Annotated in this window: 19 protein-coding genes; 8 read left to right on the plus strand and 11 right to left on the minus strand. The window is 65.5% G+C overall.

Annotated elements, in window-relative coordinates:
* Positions 1 to 726 carry a protocatechuate 3,4-dioxygenase subunit beta gene (gene pcaH, locus KUV65_RS02275; protein ID WP_222187237.1) on the minus strand — a complete coding sequence of 242 codons (726 nt, stop codon included), beginning with the start codon at positions 724 to 726 and terminating at the stop codon, positions 1 to 3.
* Positions 708 to 1,103, minus strand: a complete 396-nt coding sequence (gene pcaC / locus KUV65_RS02280) for a 4-carboxymuconolactone decarboxylase (RefSeq protein ID WP_222187238.1) — start codon at positions 1,101 to 1,103, stop codon at positions 708 to 710. Before pcaC ends, pcaH begins: the two co-directional genes overlap by 19 nt.
* A 172-nt stretch (positions 1,104 to 1,275) precedes the next feature.
* Between pcaC and KUV65_RS02285 the strand changes: the two genes are divergently transcribed.
* On the plus strand, positions 1,276 to 2,178 hold the full coding sequence (locus tag KUV65_RS02285; RefSeq protein WP_222187239.1) for a LysR substrate-binding domain-containing protein: 903 nt from the start codon (positions 1,276 to 1,278) through the stop codon (positions 2,176 to 2,178).
* A 6-nt stretch (positions 2,179 to 2,184) separates the two neighbouring features.
* On the opposite strand, the gene KUV65_RS02290 is transcribed toward KUV65_RS02285, so the two are convergent.
* Genes KUV65_RS02290 through KUV65_RS02300 form a run of 3 tightly spaced genes read right to left on the minus strand, consistent with a single transcriptional unit; the run spans position 2,185 to position 4,816 of the window.
* The gene (locus KUV65_RS02290; RefSeq protein ID WP_222187240.1) at positions 2,185 to 2,976 is read right to left on the minus strand and encodes an ABC transporter ATP-binding protein; all 792 of its coding nucleotides are present in this window, start codon (positions 2,974 to 2,976) and stop codon (positions 2,185 to 2,187) included.
* A complete protein-coding gene (locus tag KUV65_RS02295; protein ID WP_222187241.1) occupies positions 2,973 to 3,824 on the minus strand; it encodes an ABC transporter permease in 852 nt (283 codons plus the stop codon). The genes KUV65_RS02290 and KUV65_RS02295 overlap by 4 nt, the downstream gene beginning before the upstream one ends.
* A complete protein-coding gene (locus KUV65_RS02300) occupies positions 3,824 to 4,816 on the minus strand; it encodes an ABC transporter substrate-binding protein (RefSeq protein ID WP_222187242.1) in 993 nt (330 codons plus the stop codon). The genes KUV65_RS02295 and KUV65_RS02300 overlap by 1 nt, the downstream gene beginning before the upstream one ends.
* Before the next feature lie 343 nt (positions 4,817 to 5,159).
* On the opposite strand from KUV65_RS02300, the gene KUV65_RS02305 reads away from it, so the two are divergent.
* From KUV65_RS02305 to KUV65_RS02320, 4 genes are read left to right on the plus strand one after another with little or no spacing between them, the layout of a single operon-like run.
* Positions 5,160 to 6,113 (plus strand): metal ABC transporter solute-binding protein, Zn/Mn family, encoded by a 954-nt coding sequence (locus KUV65_RS02305; RefSeq protein ID WP_222187243.1) that lies wholly within the window; start codon positions 5,160 to 5,162, stop codon positions 6,111 to 6,113.
* A 17-nt stretch (positions 6,114 to 6,130) separates the two neighbouring features.
* The gene (locus KUV65_RS02310; RefSeq protein WP_222187244.1) at positions 6,131 to 6,925 is read left to right on the plus strand and encodes a metal ABC transporter ATP-binding protein; all 795 of its coding nucleotides are present in this window, start codon (positions 6,131 to 6,133) and stop codon (positions 6,923 to 6,925) included.
* A 9-nt stretch (positions 6,926 to 6,934) separates the two neighbouring features.
* Complete coding sequence (locus tag KUV65_RS02315; RefSeq protein ID WP_222187245.1) at positions 6,935 to 8,152, plus strand: metal ABC transporter permease; 1,218 nt, start codon at positions 6,935 to 6,937, stop codon at positions 8,150 to 8,152.
* Positions 8,149 to 9,078 (plus strand): metal ABC transporter permease, encoded by a 930-nt coding sequence (locus tag KUV65_RS02320; protein ID WP_261331570.1) that lies wholly within the window; start codon positions 8,149 to 8,151, stop codon positions 9,076 to 9,078. Before KUV65_RS02315 ends, KUV65_RS02320 begins: the two co-directional genes overlap by 4 nt.
* Here the strand turns inward: KUV65_RS02320 and KUV65_RS02325 are convergent, their stop codons facing one another.
* A complete protein-coding gene (locus tag KUV65_RS02325; protein ID WP_222187246.1) occupies positions 9,079 to 10,281 on the minus strand; it encodes a DUF2254 domain-containing protein in 1,203 nt (400 codons plus the stop codon).
* A 122-nt stretch (positions 10,282 to 10,403) separates the two neighbouring features.
* On the opposite strand from KUV65_RS02325, the gene KUV65_RS02330 reads away from it, so the two are divergent.
* On the plus strand, positions 10,404 to 10,670 hold the full coding sequence (locus tag KUV65_RS02330) for a DUF7218 family protein (RefSeq protein ID WP_222187247.1): 267 nt from the start codon (positions 10,404 to 10,406) through the stop codon (positions 10,668 to 10,670).
* A 42-nt stretch (positions 10,671 to 10,712) separates the two neighbouring features.
* Here the strand turns inward: KUV65_RS02330 and KUV65_RS02335 are convergent, their stop codons facing one another.
* Positions 10,713 to 11,375, minus strand: a complete 663-nt coding sequence (locus KUV65_RS02335) for an FAD-binding oxidoreductase (protein WP_222187248.1) — start codon at positions 11,373 to 11,375, stop codon at positions 10,713 to 10,715.
* Between the two features lie 102 nt (positions 11,376 to 11,477).
* Between KUV65_RS02335 and KUV65_RS02340 the strand changes: the two genes are divergently transcribed.
* Positions 11,478 to 12,431 carry an amidoligase family protein gene (locus KUV65_RS02340; RefSeq protein WP_222187249.1) on the plus strand — a complete coding sequence of 318 codons (954 nt, stop codon included), beginning with the start codon at positions 11,478 to 11,480 and terminating at the stop codon, positions 12,429 to 12,431.
* The gene (locus KUV65_RS02345; protein ID WP_222187250.1) at positions 12,428 to 13,162 is read left to right on the plus strand and encodes a gamma-glutamyl-gamma-aminobutyrate hydrolase family protein; all 735 of its coding nucleotides are present in this window, start codon (positions 12,428 to 12,430) and stop codon (positions 13,160 to 13,162) included. Before KUV65_RS02340 ends, KUV65_RS02345 begins: the two co-directional genes overlap by 4 nt.
* 206 nt (positions 13,163 to 13,368) lie before the next feature.
* Here KUV65_RS02345 and KUV65_RS02350 read toward each other — a convergent pair whose 3' ends face one another.
* The 4 genes from KUV65_RS02350 to KUV65_RS02365 all read right to left on the minus strand — a co-directional run bounded on the left by KUV65_RS02350 (position 13,369) and on the right by KUV65_RS02365 (position 17,428).
* Complete coding sequence (locus KUV65_RS02350; RefSeq protein WP_222187251.1) at positions 13,369 to 14,844, minus strand: phospholipase D family protein; 1,476 nt, start codon at positions 14,842 to 14,844, stop codon at positions 13,369 to 13,371.
* Between the two features lie 73 nt (positions 14,845 to 14,917).
* Positions 14,918 to 16,708, minus strand: a complete 1,791-nt coding sequence (locus KUV65_RS02355; RefSeq protein ID WP_222187252.1) for a sensor histidine kinase — start codon at positions 16,706 to 16,708, stop codon at positions 14,918 to 14,920.
* Positions 16,705 to 17,271, minus strand: coding sequence for an RNA polymerase sigma factor (locus tag KUV65_RS02360; protein ID WP_222187253.1), 567 nt, complete (start codon positions 17,269 to 17,271; stop codon positions 16,705 to 16,707). Before KUV65_RS02360 ends, KUV65_RS02355 begins: the two co-directional genes overlap by 4 nt.
* Positions 17,261 to 17,428 carry a NepR family anti-sigma factor gene (locus KUV65_RS02365; RefSeq protein WP_222187254.1) on the minus strand — a complete coding sequence of 56 codons (168 nt, stop codon included), beginning with the start codon at positions 17,426 to 17,428 and terminating at the stop codon, positions 17,261 to 17,263. The genes KUV65_RS02360 and KUV65_RS02365 overlap by 11 nt, the downstream gene beginning before the upstream one ends.
* Between the last annotated feature and the right edge of the window lie 17 nt (positions 17,429 to 17,445).

Consider the following 17,445-nt stretch of genomic DNA (forward strand, 5'->3'; position numbering starts at 1 on the left):
TCACATCCCCTCCGGACGGTTTTCAAACCACGCCTGACGCCGCCCGCGCAGGACAATGTCGAAGCGATAGGCGAGGTGATCGAGCGGACGCGCCTGGCTCATGTCGAGGGGCGCCATGAGACTGTCGAGTTGCCCGCGGTCCTTGACCGTGGCCGCGATGGGGCAGCGATGGATCAGCGGGTCGCCCTCGAAATACATCTGGGTGATCAGGCGCTGGCCGAAACACGGGCCCGACAGCGCGAAATGGATATGCGCAGGCCGCCAGTCATTGCCACGGTTGGGCCAGGGGTAGGCGCCCGGTTTGATCGTGAAGAAGGCATAGGCGCCGCTTTCGTCGGACAGGCAGCGTCCGGCGCCGCCGAAATTCGGGTCGAGCGGCGCGAGGTAGCCGTCCTTCTTGTGGCGGTAGCGTCCGCCTGCATTGGCCTGCCAGACCTCGACCAATGCGCCGGGGATGCCGCGCCCGGTCTCGTCCGTCACGCGGCCATGCACGAGAATGCGCTCGCCGATGGCTTCGGCCTTGCCCTTGGTCCAGTTGCGGATCAGGTCGTGGTCCAGCGCGCCGAGATCGGAATGGCCGAAGCGCGGGCCGGTTTCCTCGGTCGGCGTGGACTCCAGCGACAACAGGGGCAGGGACGGCGAGCGGGTGACGCTCGTCTTGTATTGGGGATCGTAGGCGACCGGATGCGCCGAGCGGTCCCGCGGGATCAGTCTTCCTTGCGACATTCGGCTGCCTCCATGTCATCGTAGGTTGCCTTGGCGAGTTTCAGGGCGTGGTTCGCGCGGGGCACGCCGGCATAGATCGCAACATGCTGGAGCGCCTCGGCGATATCGCGCGGCGTGGCGCCGGTGCGGGCCGTGGCGCGCACATGCATGGGGATCTCCTCGAAATTCCCCATCGCCGCCAGAAGCGCGATGGTCAGCATCGAGCGTTCGCGGTCGCTGATCCCGTCAGATGCCCAGACATGGCCCCACGCGGCCTCGGTGATCAGGCTCTGGAACTGGGCGTCGAACGCACTGGTGCGCGCCTCGGCGCGGTCGACATGATCGTCGCCCAGCACGCGCCGCCGCACCTTCATTCCGGTGTCGTGTCTTTGGTTCATCGGCGCGGTCTCCGGTCTTGTCCCACGGCGCAGAGGCCACACGAAGCTGTGCGACAGGTCTTGTGCGCCGATGCGATCGCCACTGGTTGCATGCGTGAAAATCCTCCCGAAGGCAGGTATGGCGTGGCGCATTCGTGATTGAAAATAGAAATATCGGCGCTACCCATAACAAATGGTTATACCTCATGCCTTGAGCCTGCGTCATGTCCGCGTCTTTCTCGCAATTGCCGAGGCGGGAACGGTCAGCGCTGCCGCGCGCCGGCTGCATGTTTCGCAGCCTGCCTTGTCCAAGACGCTCGCCGATATCGAGCGCATCGTCGGCCATCCGCTGTTCGACCGCACGGGGCGCAAGATGACCCTGACCGTGCCGGGCACCCTGTTTCGACGCCACGCGCTTGACGCGGTGCACAGCCTTGAAAGTGGCCTTCAGGCGATTTCGGGCGACGGGGCGACCGAGACATTGTCCGTCGGGCTGCTACCCACCGTCGCGGCGAGCCTTTTTCCCGATGTCGCGCGGCGCTATGCGCAGGATCGCCCTTCAAGCGTGATCTCGGTCACCACCGGGCCGCATGGTTACCTGCTGGATCGGCTGCGGCGGGGGGATATCGACCTGATGGTGGGGCGCATGCCCGAAGCCTCCGAGATGGCGGGGTTGCGCTTTGCGTTCCTCTACGAGGATTCCATCGAGCTGGTGGCCCGGGCGGGGCATCCCGGCCTGAAGAGCGACGTGGCCGAGGCCGTTCGCGCCAGTCCGGTCATTCTGCCGACGCGCGAGTCGATCATCCGCAAGATCGTGGACGGGTTTCTTGCGGCGCAAGGCCTCGCCGATCTGCGCCCGATCCTTGAAACCGTGTCGCCGAACCTGGCGCTGCCTTTGCTGCTGGATACGGACATGCTGTGGTTCATCTCGCGCGGCGTGGTGGCGCGCGAACTGTCCTCGGGCAACCTGGCCACCTTCGATCTTGGCGCGGGGTACATGTCGGGCGCAGTGGGGATCACCTTGCGGCAGGGTGCCGAGACGACCGCCAATGCCGACTATCTGATCGAACTGCTCCACGCGGCCGCATCGGCCTAGACCGGCCTAACAGCAGCGCCGTGGCCCAAGCGTGTCGCAGGCGCAGTCGTAATCCAACGCGCGCTCGTCCACGTTGACGAGATCGGCCAGAAGCGGATTTCCCGTCATCTCTCGCTGCACGAAGGCGAAGATATCGGCCTCGCGCCGCGCGCCCGGCGTGCCTTCGGGGGTCAGTGCGCCGATGATCCCGTCGCCCTTGCGGTCCAGCACGGCGATGCGGTCGGCGACCCGCGCCGCCTCGGACAGGTCGTGGGTGATGAACAGCCCGCCAAAGCCGTAACGCGCGCTCAGGTCGATCACGAGGTCCTGCATGCGCCGTCTCAGGGCCGGGTCCAGCGCCGCGAAAGGTTCATCGAAGATCAGGAAGTCCGGCTTGACCGCAAGGGCCCGGGCAATCGCCACCCGCGCCTGCATCCCGCCCGACAACTGGTCCGGCATCTTGTCGAGGTCGCTTGGCAGCAACGCCACCGCCAAGGCGGCCTCTTCGGCGCGGGCGGTCGCCTCCGCCTTGTTCATCCCGTCCATGAGCAGAGGAAAGGCGATATTGCCGCGCGCGGTTTCCCAGGGCAGCAGGCGGGATTGCTGAAACACCATCCCGTGCCGCTGGTAGAGCCGCATCACCCGGCCCGATTGCGGGCGCAGGATGCCTGCCGCAATCGCCGCCAGGGTGCTTTTCCCGCTGCCCGAGGGGCCGACCAGCGCCACCATTTCGCCCGGCTGGGTGACCAGCGACACGTCGCGCAGCACGGTGCGCCCGTCGAAAGCGTGGGTGACCGTCACAAGGACCAGCTTGCTCATATCAGGCCCCCGCGTTTCCACTGCCCGACGCGTCGCTGGAACGGGCGGATCAACCCGTACTCGACCGACAACAAGGCCGCGACCGTCATCGCGACATAGGCAAGCCCCCGGTCGATATCCATATGTGCGCGCGCCGTGGCCAGGGCCCCGCCCAACCCGGCGACATTGGCCACCAGTTCCGCCATGATCGCCACCTTGAACCCGAGCGCCAGGGTGATCCCCGTCACCGGGGCCAAGGTGGCAAGGATCTGGCGCAGGGCGACGTTGGAAAACCGCCGCCATGGCCCGGCGCCGAACGCGGCGGCCATATCCTCCAGCCGCCGGTCACGGGTGAGGACCGCATCGACCGTCCCGATATAGAGGAGCGGGGTCGTCACCATGGCTATGGTAAAGACGATCGAGGCATGGGACGGCCCGAACCAGATCATCGTCAGGATGACCCAGGCCGTGGCCGGCATGCCCAGCAGAATGGTCGAGACCGGCGCCAGAATCCCGCGCAGCAGCCGGGCATACCCCGATGCCAGGCCCAGCCCCACGCCGATGAGCGCGGCAAACCCCAGGGCCAGCCCCACACGCGCCACCGTTCCCGCGATCAGGCCCCAGCCCTCGGGCGAGGACAGAACGCCGAGAATGGCGCGGCCCGTTTCAAGCGGCGAGGGGAGGATGAAGCTGCCATAGGCGCGGTTCCCCAACTGCCACAGGCCAAGGAACAGCGCGACACCGATGATCCCGGGTCCCACTCGCCAAAGCCAGCGGCCCAGCAGGACAAGCCCGGTTTCCACCAGTTCCTCGGGCGGGACACGCAGGCGGTCGGCCCGCGCGCCGAGGGCTTTGAGGCCCGCCCGCATCAGATCGCGTAAAACCCGTCATCGGGCATGGCATTGTTCAGGATGCCGGGGTCGGCGTCCAGAAGGGCCTGGTACAGGGCCTCGATCACCGGCCGGGCCTCGGATGCGCGGATCGCGGTGATGTTGCAGTAGGGAATGGCGGTCTCGAGGATCGGCGCCGGCCGGTCGAGGCGCGGGGCGGCATTGGCGGCGGCCGTGGCCGGATCGGCGTTCAACGAGGTCGCGGCGGCAAACAGCCCTTCGTAGAGCGCCTCCGCAAGACCCGGATGGTCGGCGGCAAAATCCGATCGGATCGCCAGCGCGGCCTGCGGCAGCGAGGCGCGCAAGCCGGTGATCTCGCCCAGTTCGTCACGCATCTGCCGGCCGCGATACAGGGTCTGCCCGTCTGCGGCGCCGCGTGCCAGAACGGCGCTGGCGCCGGGTTCGGCCAGCAGCGCCGCATCGGCACGCCCTGCGAGAAAGACCTGCCCCGCCTCCATCTGGGTCGTGGCCGGGATCAGCTCCAACTCGTCCAAACCGACGCCGTGATGGGCCAGCGCGAGGCGCATCATGTGCCCGGTGAAATCGTTGAAGGCCGGAACGACTACGCGCAGTCCGCGCAGGTCAGGCACTTGCGGGTTCTCGACGTCGCGCGCGACGAGGCCGCAATGCCCGTCGGTCAGCGTGCAGACAAGCTGAACGCCGAACCCCCGGTTATAGAGGCTGCCGCCGCCCTGCGTCGGCACCACGGTGACCGGCACGTCCCCCGACACGAGGTTCGCGCGCATCTCGTCGCCCGTGCGCCACAGGCTGAACGCCACCTCGTCGGCCACATCTTCGAAGGCGCCGATGGCCAAGGCGTGGGAGATCAGGATGCCGGGGCCGGACCCGGGCGACTGCATGGCAAGGCGGGGCAGGCGGGCGCCCGTCGCGTGCAGCAGCGCGGGCGCGGCGAGCGTCAGGCCCGCCGCACCGGCGGTGGTTTTCATGAACTGGCGGCGGGTGGTCGTCATGGCGGTCTCCTCAGGCATGTCGGTTCGTCTTTATGATGATTGCGGATGAAGATGGTTGACGCAGATCAACAAACATTCCAGTGCGGGAATGTTTTTCGATGCAGGATGTAATGGCCTGATACGACGCCGCGTCTCTGGCGCATTTGAAATCCGGCCTTGCAGCCCGGTTGACTCACACCATGTCGAATGGGGCAGGCACCTGTTGCCCGGGGCTTTGAAGTGTTTTTGCAAATCATTCGCAATTTCCTTGACCGGCGTGAGAATGGTTCTCATATTCATGTCGACGGCGTTGACGCCCCCTCCGATCTCGGGCGGCGTCCTTCGTGAAAAGGTCTGACTGACGATGCTAAGAAGAACGTTCTTCGGTTTTGTGGCGGCCTGTGCCGCGAGTTTCCCATTCGTTGCCGCCGCACAAGAGCGGCTGAACGTGGTTGCGACCACGGGAATGATCGCCGATGTCGCCCGCGTTGTCGGTGGAGATGTGGTCGAGGTCAGCGCGCTGATGGGGCCGGGTGTCGACCCCCATGCCTATCGCCAGACGCGCTCGGATATCGTCGCGCTCAGCCGGGCCGACCTGATCCTCTGGAACGGGCTCTACCTCGAAGCGCAGCTTGAGCAGCTTTTGCTCGATCTGGCCGAACGCCAGCCGGTCGTTGCCGTGGGCGAAGGTGTCCCGGTCGAGATGCGCCTTGCCAATGAAGACTATGCCGACCGGTTCGACCCGCATGTCTGGATGGACCCGGCGCGATGGTCCTACGTGGTCGAGACGGTGGCCACGGCCTTGACCGAGGTCAGCCCGGACCATGCCGAGGAGTTCGACCGCAACGCGGACGCCTATCTCGAGCAACTCGCCGCCCTCGGCGAATATTCGGAAGATGTGCTCGGGTCGGTGCCCGAAGCGTCGCGGGTCCTGATCTCGGCCCATGACGCCTTCAGCTATTTCGGCGAGGCGTATGGCTTCGACGTGGTCGGGATCCAAGGGATTTCGACCGAAAGCGAGGCAGGCTTGCAGCGGATCGCCGAACTGGTCGACATGATCGTCGCGCGTGAGGTCGGCGCGGTTTTCGTGGAAACCTCCGTCTCGGATCGCAATATTCGCGCCCTGATCGAAGGGGCTGCCGCGCAAGGGCACGAGGTCGTCATCGGCGGCGAGCTGTTCTCCGACGCCATGGGCGAGCCGGGCACCTACGAGGGCACGTGGCTGGGCATGATCGACCACAACGTCACGACGATTGCCCGCGCCCTTGGCGGCAGCGCGCCCGATGCCGGGTTCGCGGGCCATTTGGGCATGAACTGAAAAGGATCGAGCCGGACATGACAGCATCTGACCCAAGCGGCGCCGAGGGCGGCCTCGATCCCCGCAGTCCCCTGGCGGTGCGCGGGCTGACGGTGACCTACGGCGAGAAACCCGCCTTGTTCTCCCTCGATGCGACCTTTCCGGCCGGTCGGATGTCGGCGATTGTCGGTCCCAACGGGGCCGGCAAATCCACGTTCCTCAAGGCGGCGCTGGATCTCATCCCGCGCGTCTCGGGCGAGGTGACGGTCTTTGGACGCCCCGTCGACCAGGTGCGCGATCGCATCGCCTATGTCCCGCAGCGGGCGAGTGTGGACTGGGATTTCCCGACCACCGCCATCGACGTGGTCCTGATGGGGCTTTATGGCCGGTTGGGCCTGTGGCGGCGCATCACGGGCGGGCATCGCGACCAGGCGCGCACCTGCCTCGACCGGGTCGGCATGGCCGATTTCGCGGATCGCCAGATCGGGCAACTGTCCGGCGGCCAGCAGCAGCGGGTGTTCCTTGCCCGGGCCTTGGCGCAGGAGGCCGACCTGTACCTGCTGGACGAGCCCTTTGCCGGGGTCGATGCCGCCACCGAGCGCGCGATCATCGATGTTCTCAAGTCATTGAAGGACGAGGGTCGGTCCGTCATCGCGGTGCACCATGACCTGTCGACCGTGCCGCAATATTTCGATCATGTCCTGCTGATCAATCTGCGCCGGGTGGCCGAAGGGCCGATTGCCGAGGCCTTCACGCCCGAAACCCTGACCAAGGCCTATGGCGGGCGGCTTGCGGCAACACAGCTTGACCGCCTCGCGCTTTCGGCAAGCTGAGGCAGCGGGATGCAGGGCATCTGGGCCGCACTGACCTTGCAAGCCGGTTACAATGCCGGGCTGGTGGCGATCGGGGCGACCTTGCTGGGCTTTGCGGCGGGGGCCGCCGGGGCCTTCCTGTTTCTCCGCAAGCGCGCGCTGGTCTCTGACGCGGTGGCCCATGCGACCCTGCCGGGTGTTGGCCTGGCCTTTATCGCCATGGTCTTGATGGGGGGCGATGGGCGCAGCCTCCTTGGCTTGCTGCTTGGCTCTGCCATCAGCGCCTGGCTGGGGCTGCTGGCCGTCGAATGGATCAGCCGCAAGACGCGCCTGCCCGAGGATGCGGCCATCGGGGCGGTGCTGTCCTCCTTCTTTGGCCTTGGGATCGTTCTCTTGACGATAATCCAGAGCATGAGCGCGGGCCGCCAGGCCGGGTTGGAGAGCTTCCTGCTCGGCTCGACCGCGGGGATGCTGCGACAGGACGCGATCCTGATTGCGGTGGCGGGCAGCGTCGTGGTGGGGCTGGTCTGGCTTTTGCGGCGGCCCATGACGCTGGTGGCCTTCGATGCACAATATGCAGCAGCGCGCGGCGTGAACCTGCGCCGCGTCGACCTTGCGATGATGGGGCTGGTCATGGCGGTGACGGTGATCGGCCTCAAGCTGGTGGGGCTGATCCTGATCGTGGCGATGCTGATCATCCCGCCGGTCACGGCCCGGTTCTGGACCGAACGCGCGGATCGCGTGGTGTGGCTTGCCGGAGGGGTGGGCGCCGTGGCGGGCTATGTCGGCGCGGCGCTGTCCGCCTCGGCCCCGGATCTGCCGACCGGGCCGATCATCGTGCTGGTGTCTGCCGCGCTCTTTGTTCTGTCGCTTTTCTTCTCGCCGGCGCGCGGCGTGGCGGCCGCCTTTCAGGCGCGGCGGCGGTTCCAGACCCGGGTGCACCGCCGCCAGGGCCTGCTGTCGCTGTCGCGGTCCGAGCCGATCCATGACCCGCTGACCTTGCGCATCCTGAAGGGAGAGGGGCTGATCCGCCCCGATGGCGTCGCCACCGAGGATGGCTTGGCCCAGGCCGCAAAGATCGCCCGTGACGAAAGACGGTGGGAGGTGGCGCGCGCCGTGCATCATGATACGGCCCTGACCGGGCGGTATGACGGCCTGACCCCGATCGAAGACGTGTTCACGCCGGACGAGATCGAGGATTTTGACACCCGGATCGGCGGGCTGCGCGTTGTCGCAGGGTCTGCATGATGGGGGCCGAATTCGTCCAATTGTCGCTGACGCCGATCCTGATCGGCGTTCTGGCCTCGATCGCCTGCGCCTTGCCGGGGAATTTCCTGATCCTGCGGCGGCAGGCGCTGATCGGGGATGCGATCAGCCATGTGGTCCTGCCGGGGATCGTCGCGGCGTTCCTCGTGACCGGAACGGTGGCGGCCATGCCGATGATGATCGGGGCCGCGGTGGCGGCGCTGGTCGCGGTTGTCCTGATCGAGGCGATCCGCAGGCTTGGCCGGATCGAACCCGGCGCGGCGATGGGCGTGACCTTCACCTCGCTTTTCGCAGGCGGCGTGCTGTTGCTGGAGCAATCCGACACCTCGGCGGTCCATCTCGACGTGGAGCATGCGCTGATGGGCAACCTCGAGTCGCTGATCTGGCTGGACGCGACCGGCTGGTCCTCCCTGACGGATGCCGCGGCGCTTGCAGGATTGCCGCCCGAGTTGCCACGCATCGCTTTGGTGGCGGCGCTCATTTCTTTGCTGACGTGGCTGTTCTGGCGTCCGCTCAAGCTGACCAGTTTCGACGAGGGGTTTGCCCGCTCTCTCGGCATGCCGGTGTCGATCATCGGCCTCGCGCTGGTCTCGACCGCCGCCATCGCGGCGGTGGCGGCCTTCGACGCCGTGGGGTCCATCATCGTGATCGCGATGTTCATCTGCCCGCCCGCGGCCGCGCGGCTGATGACGAATTCACTCGGCGCGCAGGTGGGGTGGAGCCTGGTCTTCGCCACCGTTTCGGCGGTGCTGGGATATGTGCTGGCGGGCTACGGGCCGATCTGGCTGGGCTTTTCGGCCTCGGTCAGCGCGGCGGGCATGATCGCAACGGTCACGGGCTTGATCCTTGCGGTGGCCTGCATTGCCGGTCCGATGCGGGCCCGGGTCGGGCAGGGCGCTACGGGCTGACTATCCGAGGCAGCGTGCCCGCAGATCGGCAACCGCCGTTTGCAGGGCGTTCGACGGCCCGTGTTCCAGGCGATCCAAGGCATCGTCCCAGGCCTTGCGGGCCAGCGCGTCGTCCTTGGCATAGACCCAGGCCGCGCCAAAGGTCTCTTGCAGCAGGATGTCCCAATCCAGAACCTCCACGCGGAGGCGTTCGCGGCTCTGGATGCCGAAGTGGTCGCCCTTTACCGCCCCGGCGGCCAAGCCGGCGGCCATCCAGTTCATGCAATTGATCGCGGTATGCGGATCGTTCATGCCGGGTGAAAGCGCGCGGGCCAGCATCTCAACCTGTTGTTCGGCGAGGAAGATCAGGTTCTGGTCCTCGGTCTTGGCAGGGCCAAGGGCGAAAGCCGAGCGAAGCGCTGCACGCGTCTCGTCGTCGACCGGGGCAGAAACGCGCAGCACCGGGTTGCCTGCATGCGCGAAGCCGCCCGGAAGCGCCAGAAGCTCCATCGTCAAGGATCTGTCCTTTGCAATGTCGTCCAATACGTCGAGGTCGAGGCGCTGCACGTACCCGACGCCGTGCAGCGTGATGTCCTCTCCTTCGCCCCGTGCGATGGGTGGGGGCGGTGCGGTGCCGTGATCATGGGCGGTCGCCTCCATCGCCACGCAGAACCGCCGCCCCAGCCCGGCGGCGATGTTCGAGACGTTGATCGTTTCCGGCACGTGATGGACATAGAAAATCACCACGAAGACCGACAGCATCGCCAACCCCATCGCCAGCATGAGCGACAGTTGCGGCACGAACCCGTCGACACCGCCATCCACGCTGGCCTGAAGGCTGCGCAGGATGATCAGCGTGTAGACGAAGGTGGCGATCAGGATGCCAAGCGCCCATTGATTGCCACGATCGCGCATGAAATTCCCGATCAGCCGCGGCCCGAAATTGCCCGAGGCGAAGGACACCGCGACCATCGTGATCGAGAACATCACGCCCGCCACGCCGATCACCGATTGCGCGATCACCGACAGGACGGTGCGCGCCCCGTCGATTTGCGTATCGGTCATGTTGCTTGGCATGAGGGTGTCAAGGATCGCGGCATGCGTGTCGAGCCACAGCATCCCGCCCGCCAGCGCCGCCGCCCCGAGGACGAGGCAGGACGGCACGAACCAATAGCTGGCCCGCATGTCGGACAGGGTTTTCAGGATCAAAGCGCGATAGGCCATGACGCCCCTTTGCAAGAGTGAACTGCCAACGCGTGGATCATCGCGCGGTTCCAAGGCAATGGGAACCGTGCGGGTGATGGCCGGGTTGATCCGGAGAACGCAACAGGTCTCCGGAGGATCAAATGGCAGACAGCACATCCAACCCCAGTATCAAGGACGAAGACACCTACGAGGCGCTGCGCGACAAGGGCATGTCCAAGGAAAAGGCGGCACGTATCGCCAATGCGCAGGCCAATGATGGGCAATCGCCCTCAGAAAAAGGCGGCAAGGCCCCGCCCTACGAGGACTGGACGAAGGACGACCTCATGGACCGTGCGCAGGAGATCGGGATCGAAGGCCGGTCAAAGATGGACAAGGACGAGTTGATCGAGGCGCTACGCTCTCACTGAGAAAAAAAGGAAAGGCCGGGGATTTGCCCCGGCCTTTCCGTGTCACTCTTCCTGGATAATGCGGTCGCTGGACACACCGCGCTTTTTCAGGTGGTCGACGACCGCCTCTTCCATCGGAGGTGGGCCGCACACGTAGAACCGCTGGTCCCAATCACCGATCAGTTCGTCCAACGTATCCCCATCCGGCTTTTGACCGGGGGAGCCATCCTCGGGCGCGCTGAGAAGGTAATCGACGTCAAGGTCTTTCAGTGTGTCCCAGTAGGGTTTCAGGATGATGTCGGCCTCGGTCTTGTTGGAGAAGATCAGGCGACAGTCTTTCAGCGTGCCGGACCGGGCGCGGTCGCCCAAGATGCCGAGAAACGGGGTGATGCCCGCACCGCCAGCGATGAACGTGCCCGGCCCGGCGTCATGGATCGCGCCCCATGGCTCTTCGATCACGATGCGGTCGCCCGGTTGCAACTCCCATAAGCGCTTGGTGACGCCATCGTGGTCGGCATAGCTCTTGATCGTGAAGGTCAGGACATTGGCCTCCGGGGCGCCGGTGAAGGTGAAGGGGCGCTGTTCCTCGCGCCAGCCGTCCCGATCAAGCGCCACATCGGTCGCCTGGCCAGGCGTGAAGTCATATTCCGGCGGTCGGCTGAACACGTAATGACGCGTATCGTGGGTCAGCGGCACAACCGCCTGCAGGGTAATCGCATGTGTCATCTGTAACCTCCTGTTCAGGTGTCCAAACGTGCGGCCCGCGCACAGGTTCCCGCTACGGTAATTTCACAAGGAACCAATCCGCCCGACTGGCGTTTGACAGCCATGACACAGAAAAACGAGCAGACAGACGCGGGCACGTCGGCGCGGACACGGCATATCGGACTCGAGCTTGAATTCGCCGGGTTGACCGAGGCCGAGGCCGCGCTGGTCTTCGCCGACGCGGTCGATGGCACGGCGCGTCAGTCAGATGCGCGCCGCTGGGTGTGCGAAACGAAAGAGTTCGGCGCGTGCGAGGTCTACCTGGACACGCGCTTTGACGACAAGATCGCAGAGTTGGGCGAGGCCGCCGAACACCTGATGCGCGAGGTCGTTCCGGTCGAATTGGTCACCGAACCGTTCGATCCCAGGCACCTGCCTCTTTTCAACGATGGCACCGCGGCGCTGCGCGACGCAGGCGCCATCGGGTCGCGGGACGGGATCCTGCTGGGCTTCGGCCTGCACCTCAATGTCGAGATCGCCGAGGAAACGGCGGATCACCTGGGGCGGGTGCTGACCTCCTACGCGCTGTTGGAAGAGCACTTTCGCGCGAAGGACCCGATCGACGTGTCGCGCCGCGTGCTGCCTTTCGTGCAGCCCTATCCCGACAGCCTTGTCGATGCCTTGGCAGGGGGTGTCCCCGACACGCTCGATGCGCTGATCGACCTGTACCTCGACCATGCGCCGACGCGCGATCATGGTCTCGACATGCTGCCGATCTTCAAGGGCATCGACGAGGATAAGGTCAACGATGCCGTGCATGGTTTGACCGCCGTCAAACCGCGTCCGGCCTATCATTTTCGCTTGCCCGACTGCCGCATCGACGAAGACGGCTGGTCGGTGATGGCGGCTTGGGATTGTTGGAATACCGTCGAGGCGGTCGCGTCCGACGCGCCGCTGTTGACTGCGCTGCGCAAGGCGCGCGGGGATTGGACCGGCCTGCCCAAACTCGGGCGCAAGCCGTGGCACAAGGAGGTCGCCACCATCCTCGATACCACCAGCGAGAGGGACGTCTCATGAATTCCCGACAGGACAAGCCGAGGATCGGCGTGACGGTGTCACGCCGGACCGGATGGCGCATTTTCCCGCTGATGGCGCTGAATATCTGGCTGGCCGGTGGGCGCGCCGTGAAATGGCAGACCGAGGATGACGTGGACCTGTCGAAGGTGGATGGTGTCCTGATCGGTGGCGGCGACGACATTGCGCCGACGCTCTATAAAGGGACCCTCGCCGTCGAGGCGCGTCTAGACCCCGAGCGCGATGCCATGGAAAAACGCATTCTCGAAGACGCGCTGGAGGAGAAATGCCCCGTCATGGGGATCTGCCGCGGGGCCCAGATGCTGAACGTCGTGCTGGGCGGCACGCTGCATCAGGATGCCTATGCCGAATACCCGTCGCGCCGCTACAAGACGGTTCTGCCACGCCGCGAGGTCCATATCGACTCCGGCAGCCGGCTGGCCCGGATCACGGGAACCTCGCCCATGCGCGTGAACGCGCTTCACCGGCAGTCGGTCCGTGCCTTGGGGCGGGGCCTGCGTGTGAGCGCGCGTGACAGTGGCGGCATGGTTCAGGCCATCGAACGGACCCGCGACCCGTTTGCCCTCGGCGTGCAGTGGCACCCCGAGCATATCTTTTATGCCCATCGTCACCGGGCGCTATTTTCGGCGCTGGTGGCCGCCGCCGAAGGCTGCCGGAGCGGGCAGGGCCAGATCGCCACCGTCGAGCGTCGCGCCAATCGCATGGTGTGGTGAAAAAAACTTGGGAACCACAGCGCCTTGGCGGCGTTCACCTAACAACAAGGCGAAGCAAATCTGTCCCCGATTTTCCAGCTTCGCTTTGGCCCCGGGCGCGGTGCCCGCCCTGTCCCCGAATTAGGGGCGCCGCGCCCGCCCATTGTTCCCTCGACTGAGCCGCCATGTCCAAGCATGGCGGCTTTTTTCTTTGTGAGCCGGGTTTCTCAGACCATCTCGTCGGGCACGCCGGGGATCGGGCGGGCAAGCTCCCGGTCGCGGTCGCGATCATAGGGCACGAGGAAGTGACGCCGATCCTGCGGAGATTGCGCCGCGTTCTGATCCAGCATCTGGCGCAAACGCGCGACAAAGGCCGGGCCGTCCGAAAGCTCTGGCTCGGTCGGGGCCTCTGCACCCAGCCAATGGGCCAGCGCGCGCCTGCGCGCTTCCGCCACCCGGTCCGCGAGGGTCAGGTGCAAGCCCGCCTCGGTATCCCAGCGCAGGCTGCGGCCATTCAGATTGGCCGAGGACAGGATCGCTTCCCGCGTGTCGAAGATCGACAGCTTGGAATGGACGTAGACGATGGGCGCGCCCGCGATGGCGTCCGGCGCATCAGGGGCCTTCGCCGGGCGCGGCTGCGCCGGTGAGGCTATGGCCACGCGGTCCCCGAACGCGTCTGTCAGCAGGTCCAGCGCCTCGCAGGTTTTCTGCGCGCCCAGGGCGGCATCTGCGCGGCGGTTGCCGTCAAAGGCCACGTCCTCGGGCGCGCCTGGCATGACCAGTACACATGCAAGCCCGGGTTTTTCGCGCGCGGCATCGGCCAGCGCCTGCGCCAGCGGCTTGTGCCGGAAGAACTGGGTTTCGAGGTAGATGAGCGACTGTGCCCGCCCGATCGCGTCGACATGCGCCTGCTCGATCTCGGCCAGCACGGTTTGCGGCGCGATATGGATCAACTCTACCGCGCGCTTGGCCGACAGCGTGCGCAGGAACCCCGGCGCGGGTGGGGGCGGATCGGCCCGCCCCTCGGTCACGGCACGGAAACCGCGCAGATGCGCTTCGGCCGCTGCAACGACGGGGCCACGCACGATGGCCTGTATGTCCTGCCACGTGTCTTCCGACGGGCGATCATGCTGCGTGTCGTCGAAGCGGCGCTCGTTCAGGTCGAGGCCGCCGATATAGAGCTGTTCCCCGTCGATCACGGCCAGTTTCTGGTGATGGGTGGCTGGCACGAGCGAGAGTTTCCCGCTCTCCGCCTTGCGAGCGAGATGCGGGGTCAGGGGATCGGGGTCCTTCTCCTGCAATTCGTTGCCGATCTTGGGATTGAACAGGCTGCGCGGCACCAGCCCCACGCGCGCGGGATGCATGGCGATCTGGAAACGCAATGTCCCGCCATCGGCCAATTCGTTGACCGCCGCCAGTTGCCGCGCGCTCGACCAACTGCGGCGGTGATCGTCCGTGGCAAGGATCGGGTCGAAATCCGTCACGACGATTTCGACATCCACGCCCTTGTTCAAAACGTGCAGCAAGAGGTCGACCCAGGTTTCGCCGATCTCGCGCGCCTCGTGGCTGCGCAAGGCAGTGGTCAGGTCGAATACCCTGAGACAGGCCCGGATCGAGCGCTGCGCGCCAAGGCAAAGCCGCTCGAAGGCGGGCCACGCCTCTGCGGCTGTCAGCAACAGCTCGAACTCCGTGATCGGGGTCACCGCAGGGTCTGTCCCTGTGTTGTGTTGGTTGGTCGGGTCGAGCATCTGCGGTGGTCCCTTTCTTGCGGAACGATCAGGCGGCGCTGTCCTCCCGTTCCGTGGCCGGGTCGGGGTCGGTATCATCGGCGTCGGCGGTGCCATCCTCCTGATCCGGCCGGAACTTGATGAAGCTTATCTCGACCCTGTAACGCTCTTCCGTCTCGGTCAGGTCCATCTCGCCGCCCAATTGCGCGACGAAGCCTTCGATCAGGCGCGCCCCAAGGCCCGTGCCATCGCTGCCCTCGACCTCCTGCACCGGCTCTCCAACGGTGTTTTCCACCACGAGATGCACCTGAAAGCCTTCGGTCCGATACATGCGCACCTCGATCTCGGGGCGTCCAGATGCGGGCCGCCCAAGATACTTGGTGGCATTCGTCACCATCTCGTTCGCCAACAGCGCCAGTGGCACGGCCTGGTCGGGAACAAGCTGGATATCGTCCGAGGTGAAGCTGGTCTTGATCTGCTGTCCGGAGGGAACCCCGACATTGAACGCGGCTTGAACGACCTCTTGCAACAGGCGATCGGCCCGGACCGTGGACATCTGCGTGCCGGTATAGAGCGCCTTGTGGATCGTCGCGAGGCTCATCACCCGCGCCTGAACGCGGCGCAGCACCTTGTGCGCGATCCCGTCGGGCACGCTGCGCAACTGCATGTTCAGGATCGACGCGATGAGCTGGAGGTTGTTCTTCACGCGGTGGTGCACCTCGCGCAGGAGCAACTCCTTTTCGCGCAGGTTTTCCTCCATCTCGGCCCGGTCGGCCAAGAGACGGTCGACCATCCGGTTATAGGTCCCGGCGATCTGCCCGATCTCGGCGGGCGGGCGGTCGAGAATGGCGAAACTGTCGGACGGGTCGTCGATCGAGAACCCCGCCATGCGGCGGCGCAACTCGGTCAGATGGCGCAGGACCATACGATCGATGGCCATCACCGCCACGACAAGCGCCACCACCCAGATCAGGATCGGGACAGTCGCCGCCGCCTCTCCGAAGAGGGGTACGCTGTATTCGGCGCGCGCCGACGTCCAAAGCCCCAGCACGTAGATGCGATCCGCGATCAGGGGAACCAGCGCGGCAAGGCGTTCGGTCCCGTCCTCAAGCTCGATGGTGAAGGTGGTGCCGTCATTCGCCGGTCCGTATTCCATCGGGCGCACGTTGAGGTCCTCGAAAACGCCCACGTCGTCGATGCCGGTGCTGGCTGACAGGACATTGCCCTCGTTGTCGATCAGCGCAAGGATGACACCGTCCACGCCCGCTTGCAGCAAGGTATCGGTCAGGCTGTGGGGCAGGGACACATAAGCCGCGCCCTGAAAATCATCGGTTTCGGGATCGATGATCGGCATGGTGACGACCATCACCGACTGCCCCGAAAACGGGCCTTCGCGGTTGACCGACACCCTTGGTTCGGGGCGTTCCACCATGTCGAGCCATCCCGTCGCGTCCGAGATGTCCATCGAACCGCCGCTGGTGCAGGACAACAGGCCATCGGCATTGGCAACACCGGCAAAGCTGAACGCGGCAGAGGAGTCGACAAAGCGGCGCATGAGCGCATCGCAGGCGGCGTCATCCTCGGTCAGTTCCATCGCGGCAAGGCCCAGGGCATGCGCAGCCCCGTAGGCGCGGCGGAGCAAGGCCTGTTCCGCACCCGCAGCACTGCCTGTGCGCAACAGGATATCCTGTTCCTCGAGTTCCCGGGCGTCGGAAATCACGGCCCGTGTCTGCTGCACGGCCAGCAGGCCGAGCGGCAGGATCGCAAGGCTGAGCACGACAACAAGGCGCGTGCGCAGGCTCCGGAAGCGGCGCGTGCGCCGCATATTGGCCGCGTTCATGCAGCAGGCCGACCGTTCACGACGGCCATCGTCGCGGCGTCCGTCATCTCGAGGGCGTCGCCTTCTTCAAGCTGCATCACCTCGGCCAGTCGTTTCCGGGCGCGATTGGCGCGGCTCTTGATCGTGCCGACCGCGCAGCCGCACATCTCGGCCGCTTCCTCGTAGGAAAAGCCCGACGCACCGACGAGGAGAAGCACTTCGCGCTGCTCGTCGGTCAGGGTCGCGAAGGCCTCGGCGAATTCTCCAAGTGCGAGGCGTCCGTCATGGGCCGGCTTTTCCGACATCTGGCCGGCGATTTCACCATCCACATCCGCCACTTCGCGCGACCGTTTGCGGTGCAGCGAATAGTAGGTGTTGCGCAGGATCGTGAACAGCCAGGCGCGCATGTTGGTGCCAGGTTTGAACTTGTCGATGTTCGACCATGCCTTCACGATCGTGTCCTGCACGAGGTCATCCGCCGTGGCGGGATTGCGCGCCAGCGAGCGTGCAAACGCGCGCAAAGCACCAAGATGCTCGACGATCTCGTCGCGGGGATCATTGCCCTTGCTGGTCTCACTTTCCATTCTCGGCCCCCCCATCGGCGCTTTCCTTCGCCTTCAACTGAGAGATCAGGTCGAGAAATTTCTCGGGAAGTTCCTCGTTCAGCGTCTGATCGAAGACGCGCTTGAGGTTCTCGTCTATCTGCTTGTCGATGCTCGACTTTTTCTGCTGTTGTGCCATGGAGTCCGTCGATTTTC

Origin of the sequence: Maritalea mobilis (assembly GCF_019800885.1) — a bacterium.
Classification (GTDB): Bacteria; Pseudomonadota; Alphaproteobacteria; order Rhodobacterales; family Rhodobacteraceae; genus Roseibacterium; species Roseibacterium beibuensis.

Coding starts and splice junctions, on each gene's coding strand:
- KUV65_RS02340 (WP_222187249.1), top strand. CDS start 11,478: ATGACACAGAAAAACGAGCAGACAGACGCGGGCACGTCGGCGCGGACA.
- KUV65_RS02290 (WP_222187240.1), bottom strand. CDS start 2,976: ATGAGCAAGCTGGTCCTTGTGACGGTCACCCACGCTTTCGACGGGCGC.
- KUV65_RS02355 (WP_222187252.1), bottom strand. CDS start 16,708: ATGAACGCGGCCAATATGCGGCGCACGCGCCGCTTCCGGAGCCTGCGC.
- KUV65_RS02305 (WP_222187243.1), top strand. CDS start 5,160: ATGCTAAGAAGAACGTTCTTCGGTTTTGTGGCGGCCTGTGCCGCGAGT.
- pcaC (WP_222187238.1), bottom strand. CDS start 1,103: ATGAACCAAAGACACGACACCGGAATGAAGGTGCGGCGGCGCGTGCTG.
- KUV65_RS02330 (WP_222187247.1), top strand. CDS start 10,404: ATGGCAGACAGCACATCCAACCCCAGTATCAAGGACGAAGACACCTAC.
- KUV65_RS02325 (WP_222187246.1), bottom strand. CDS start 10,281: ATGGCCTATCGCGCTTTGATCCTGAAAACCCTGTCCGACATGCGGGCC.
- KUV65_RS02320 (WP_261331570.1), top strand. CDS start 8,149: ATGATGGGGGCCGAATTCGTCCAATTGTCGCTGACGCCGATCCTGATC.
- KUV65_RS02300 (WP_222187242.1), bottom strand. CDS start 4,816: ATGACGACCACCCGCCGCCAGTTCATGAAAACCACCGCCGGTGCGGCG.
- pcaH (WP_222187237.1), bottom strand. CDS start 726: ATGTCGCAAGGAAGACTGATCCCGCGGGACCGCTCGGCGCATCCGGTC.
- KUV65_RS02360 (WP_222187253.1), bottom strand. CDS start 17,271: ATGGAAAGTGAGACCAGCAAGGGCAATGATCCCCGCGACGAGATCGTC.
- KUV65_RS02295 (WP_222187241.1), bottom strand. CDS start 3,824: ATGCGGGCGGGCCTCAAAGCCCTCGGCGCGCGGGCCGACCGCCTGCGT.
- KUV65_RS02315 (WP_222187245.1), top strand. CDS start 6,935: ATGCAGGGCATCTGGGCCGCACTGACCTTGCAAGCCGGTTACAATGCC.
- KUV65_RS02285 (WP_222187239.1), top strand. CDS start 1,276: ATGGTTATACCTCATGCCTTGAGCCTGCGTCATGTCCGCGTCTTTCTC.
- KUV65_RS02335 (WP_222187248.1), bottom strand. CDS start 11,375: ATGACACATGCGATTACCCTGCAGGCGGTTGTGCCGCTGACCCACGAT.
- KUV65_RS02345 (WP_222187250.1), top strand. CDS start 12,428: ATGAATTCCCGACAGGACAAGCCGAGGATCGGCGTGACGGTGTCACGC.
- KUV65_RS02310 (WP_222187244.1), top strand. CDS start 6,131: ATGACAGCATCTGACCCAAGCGGCGCCGAGGGCGGCCTCGATCCCCGC.
- KUV65_RS02365 (WP_222187254.1), bottom strand. CDS start 17,428: ATGGCACAACAGCAGAAAAAGTCGAGCATCGACAAGCAGATAGACGAG.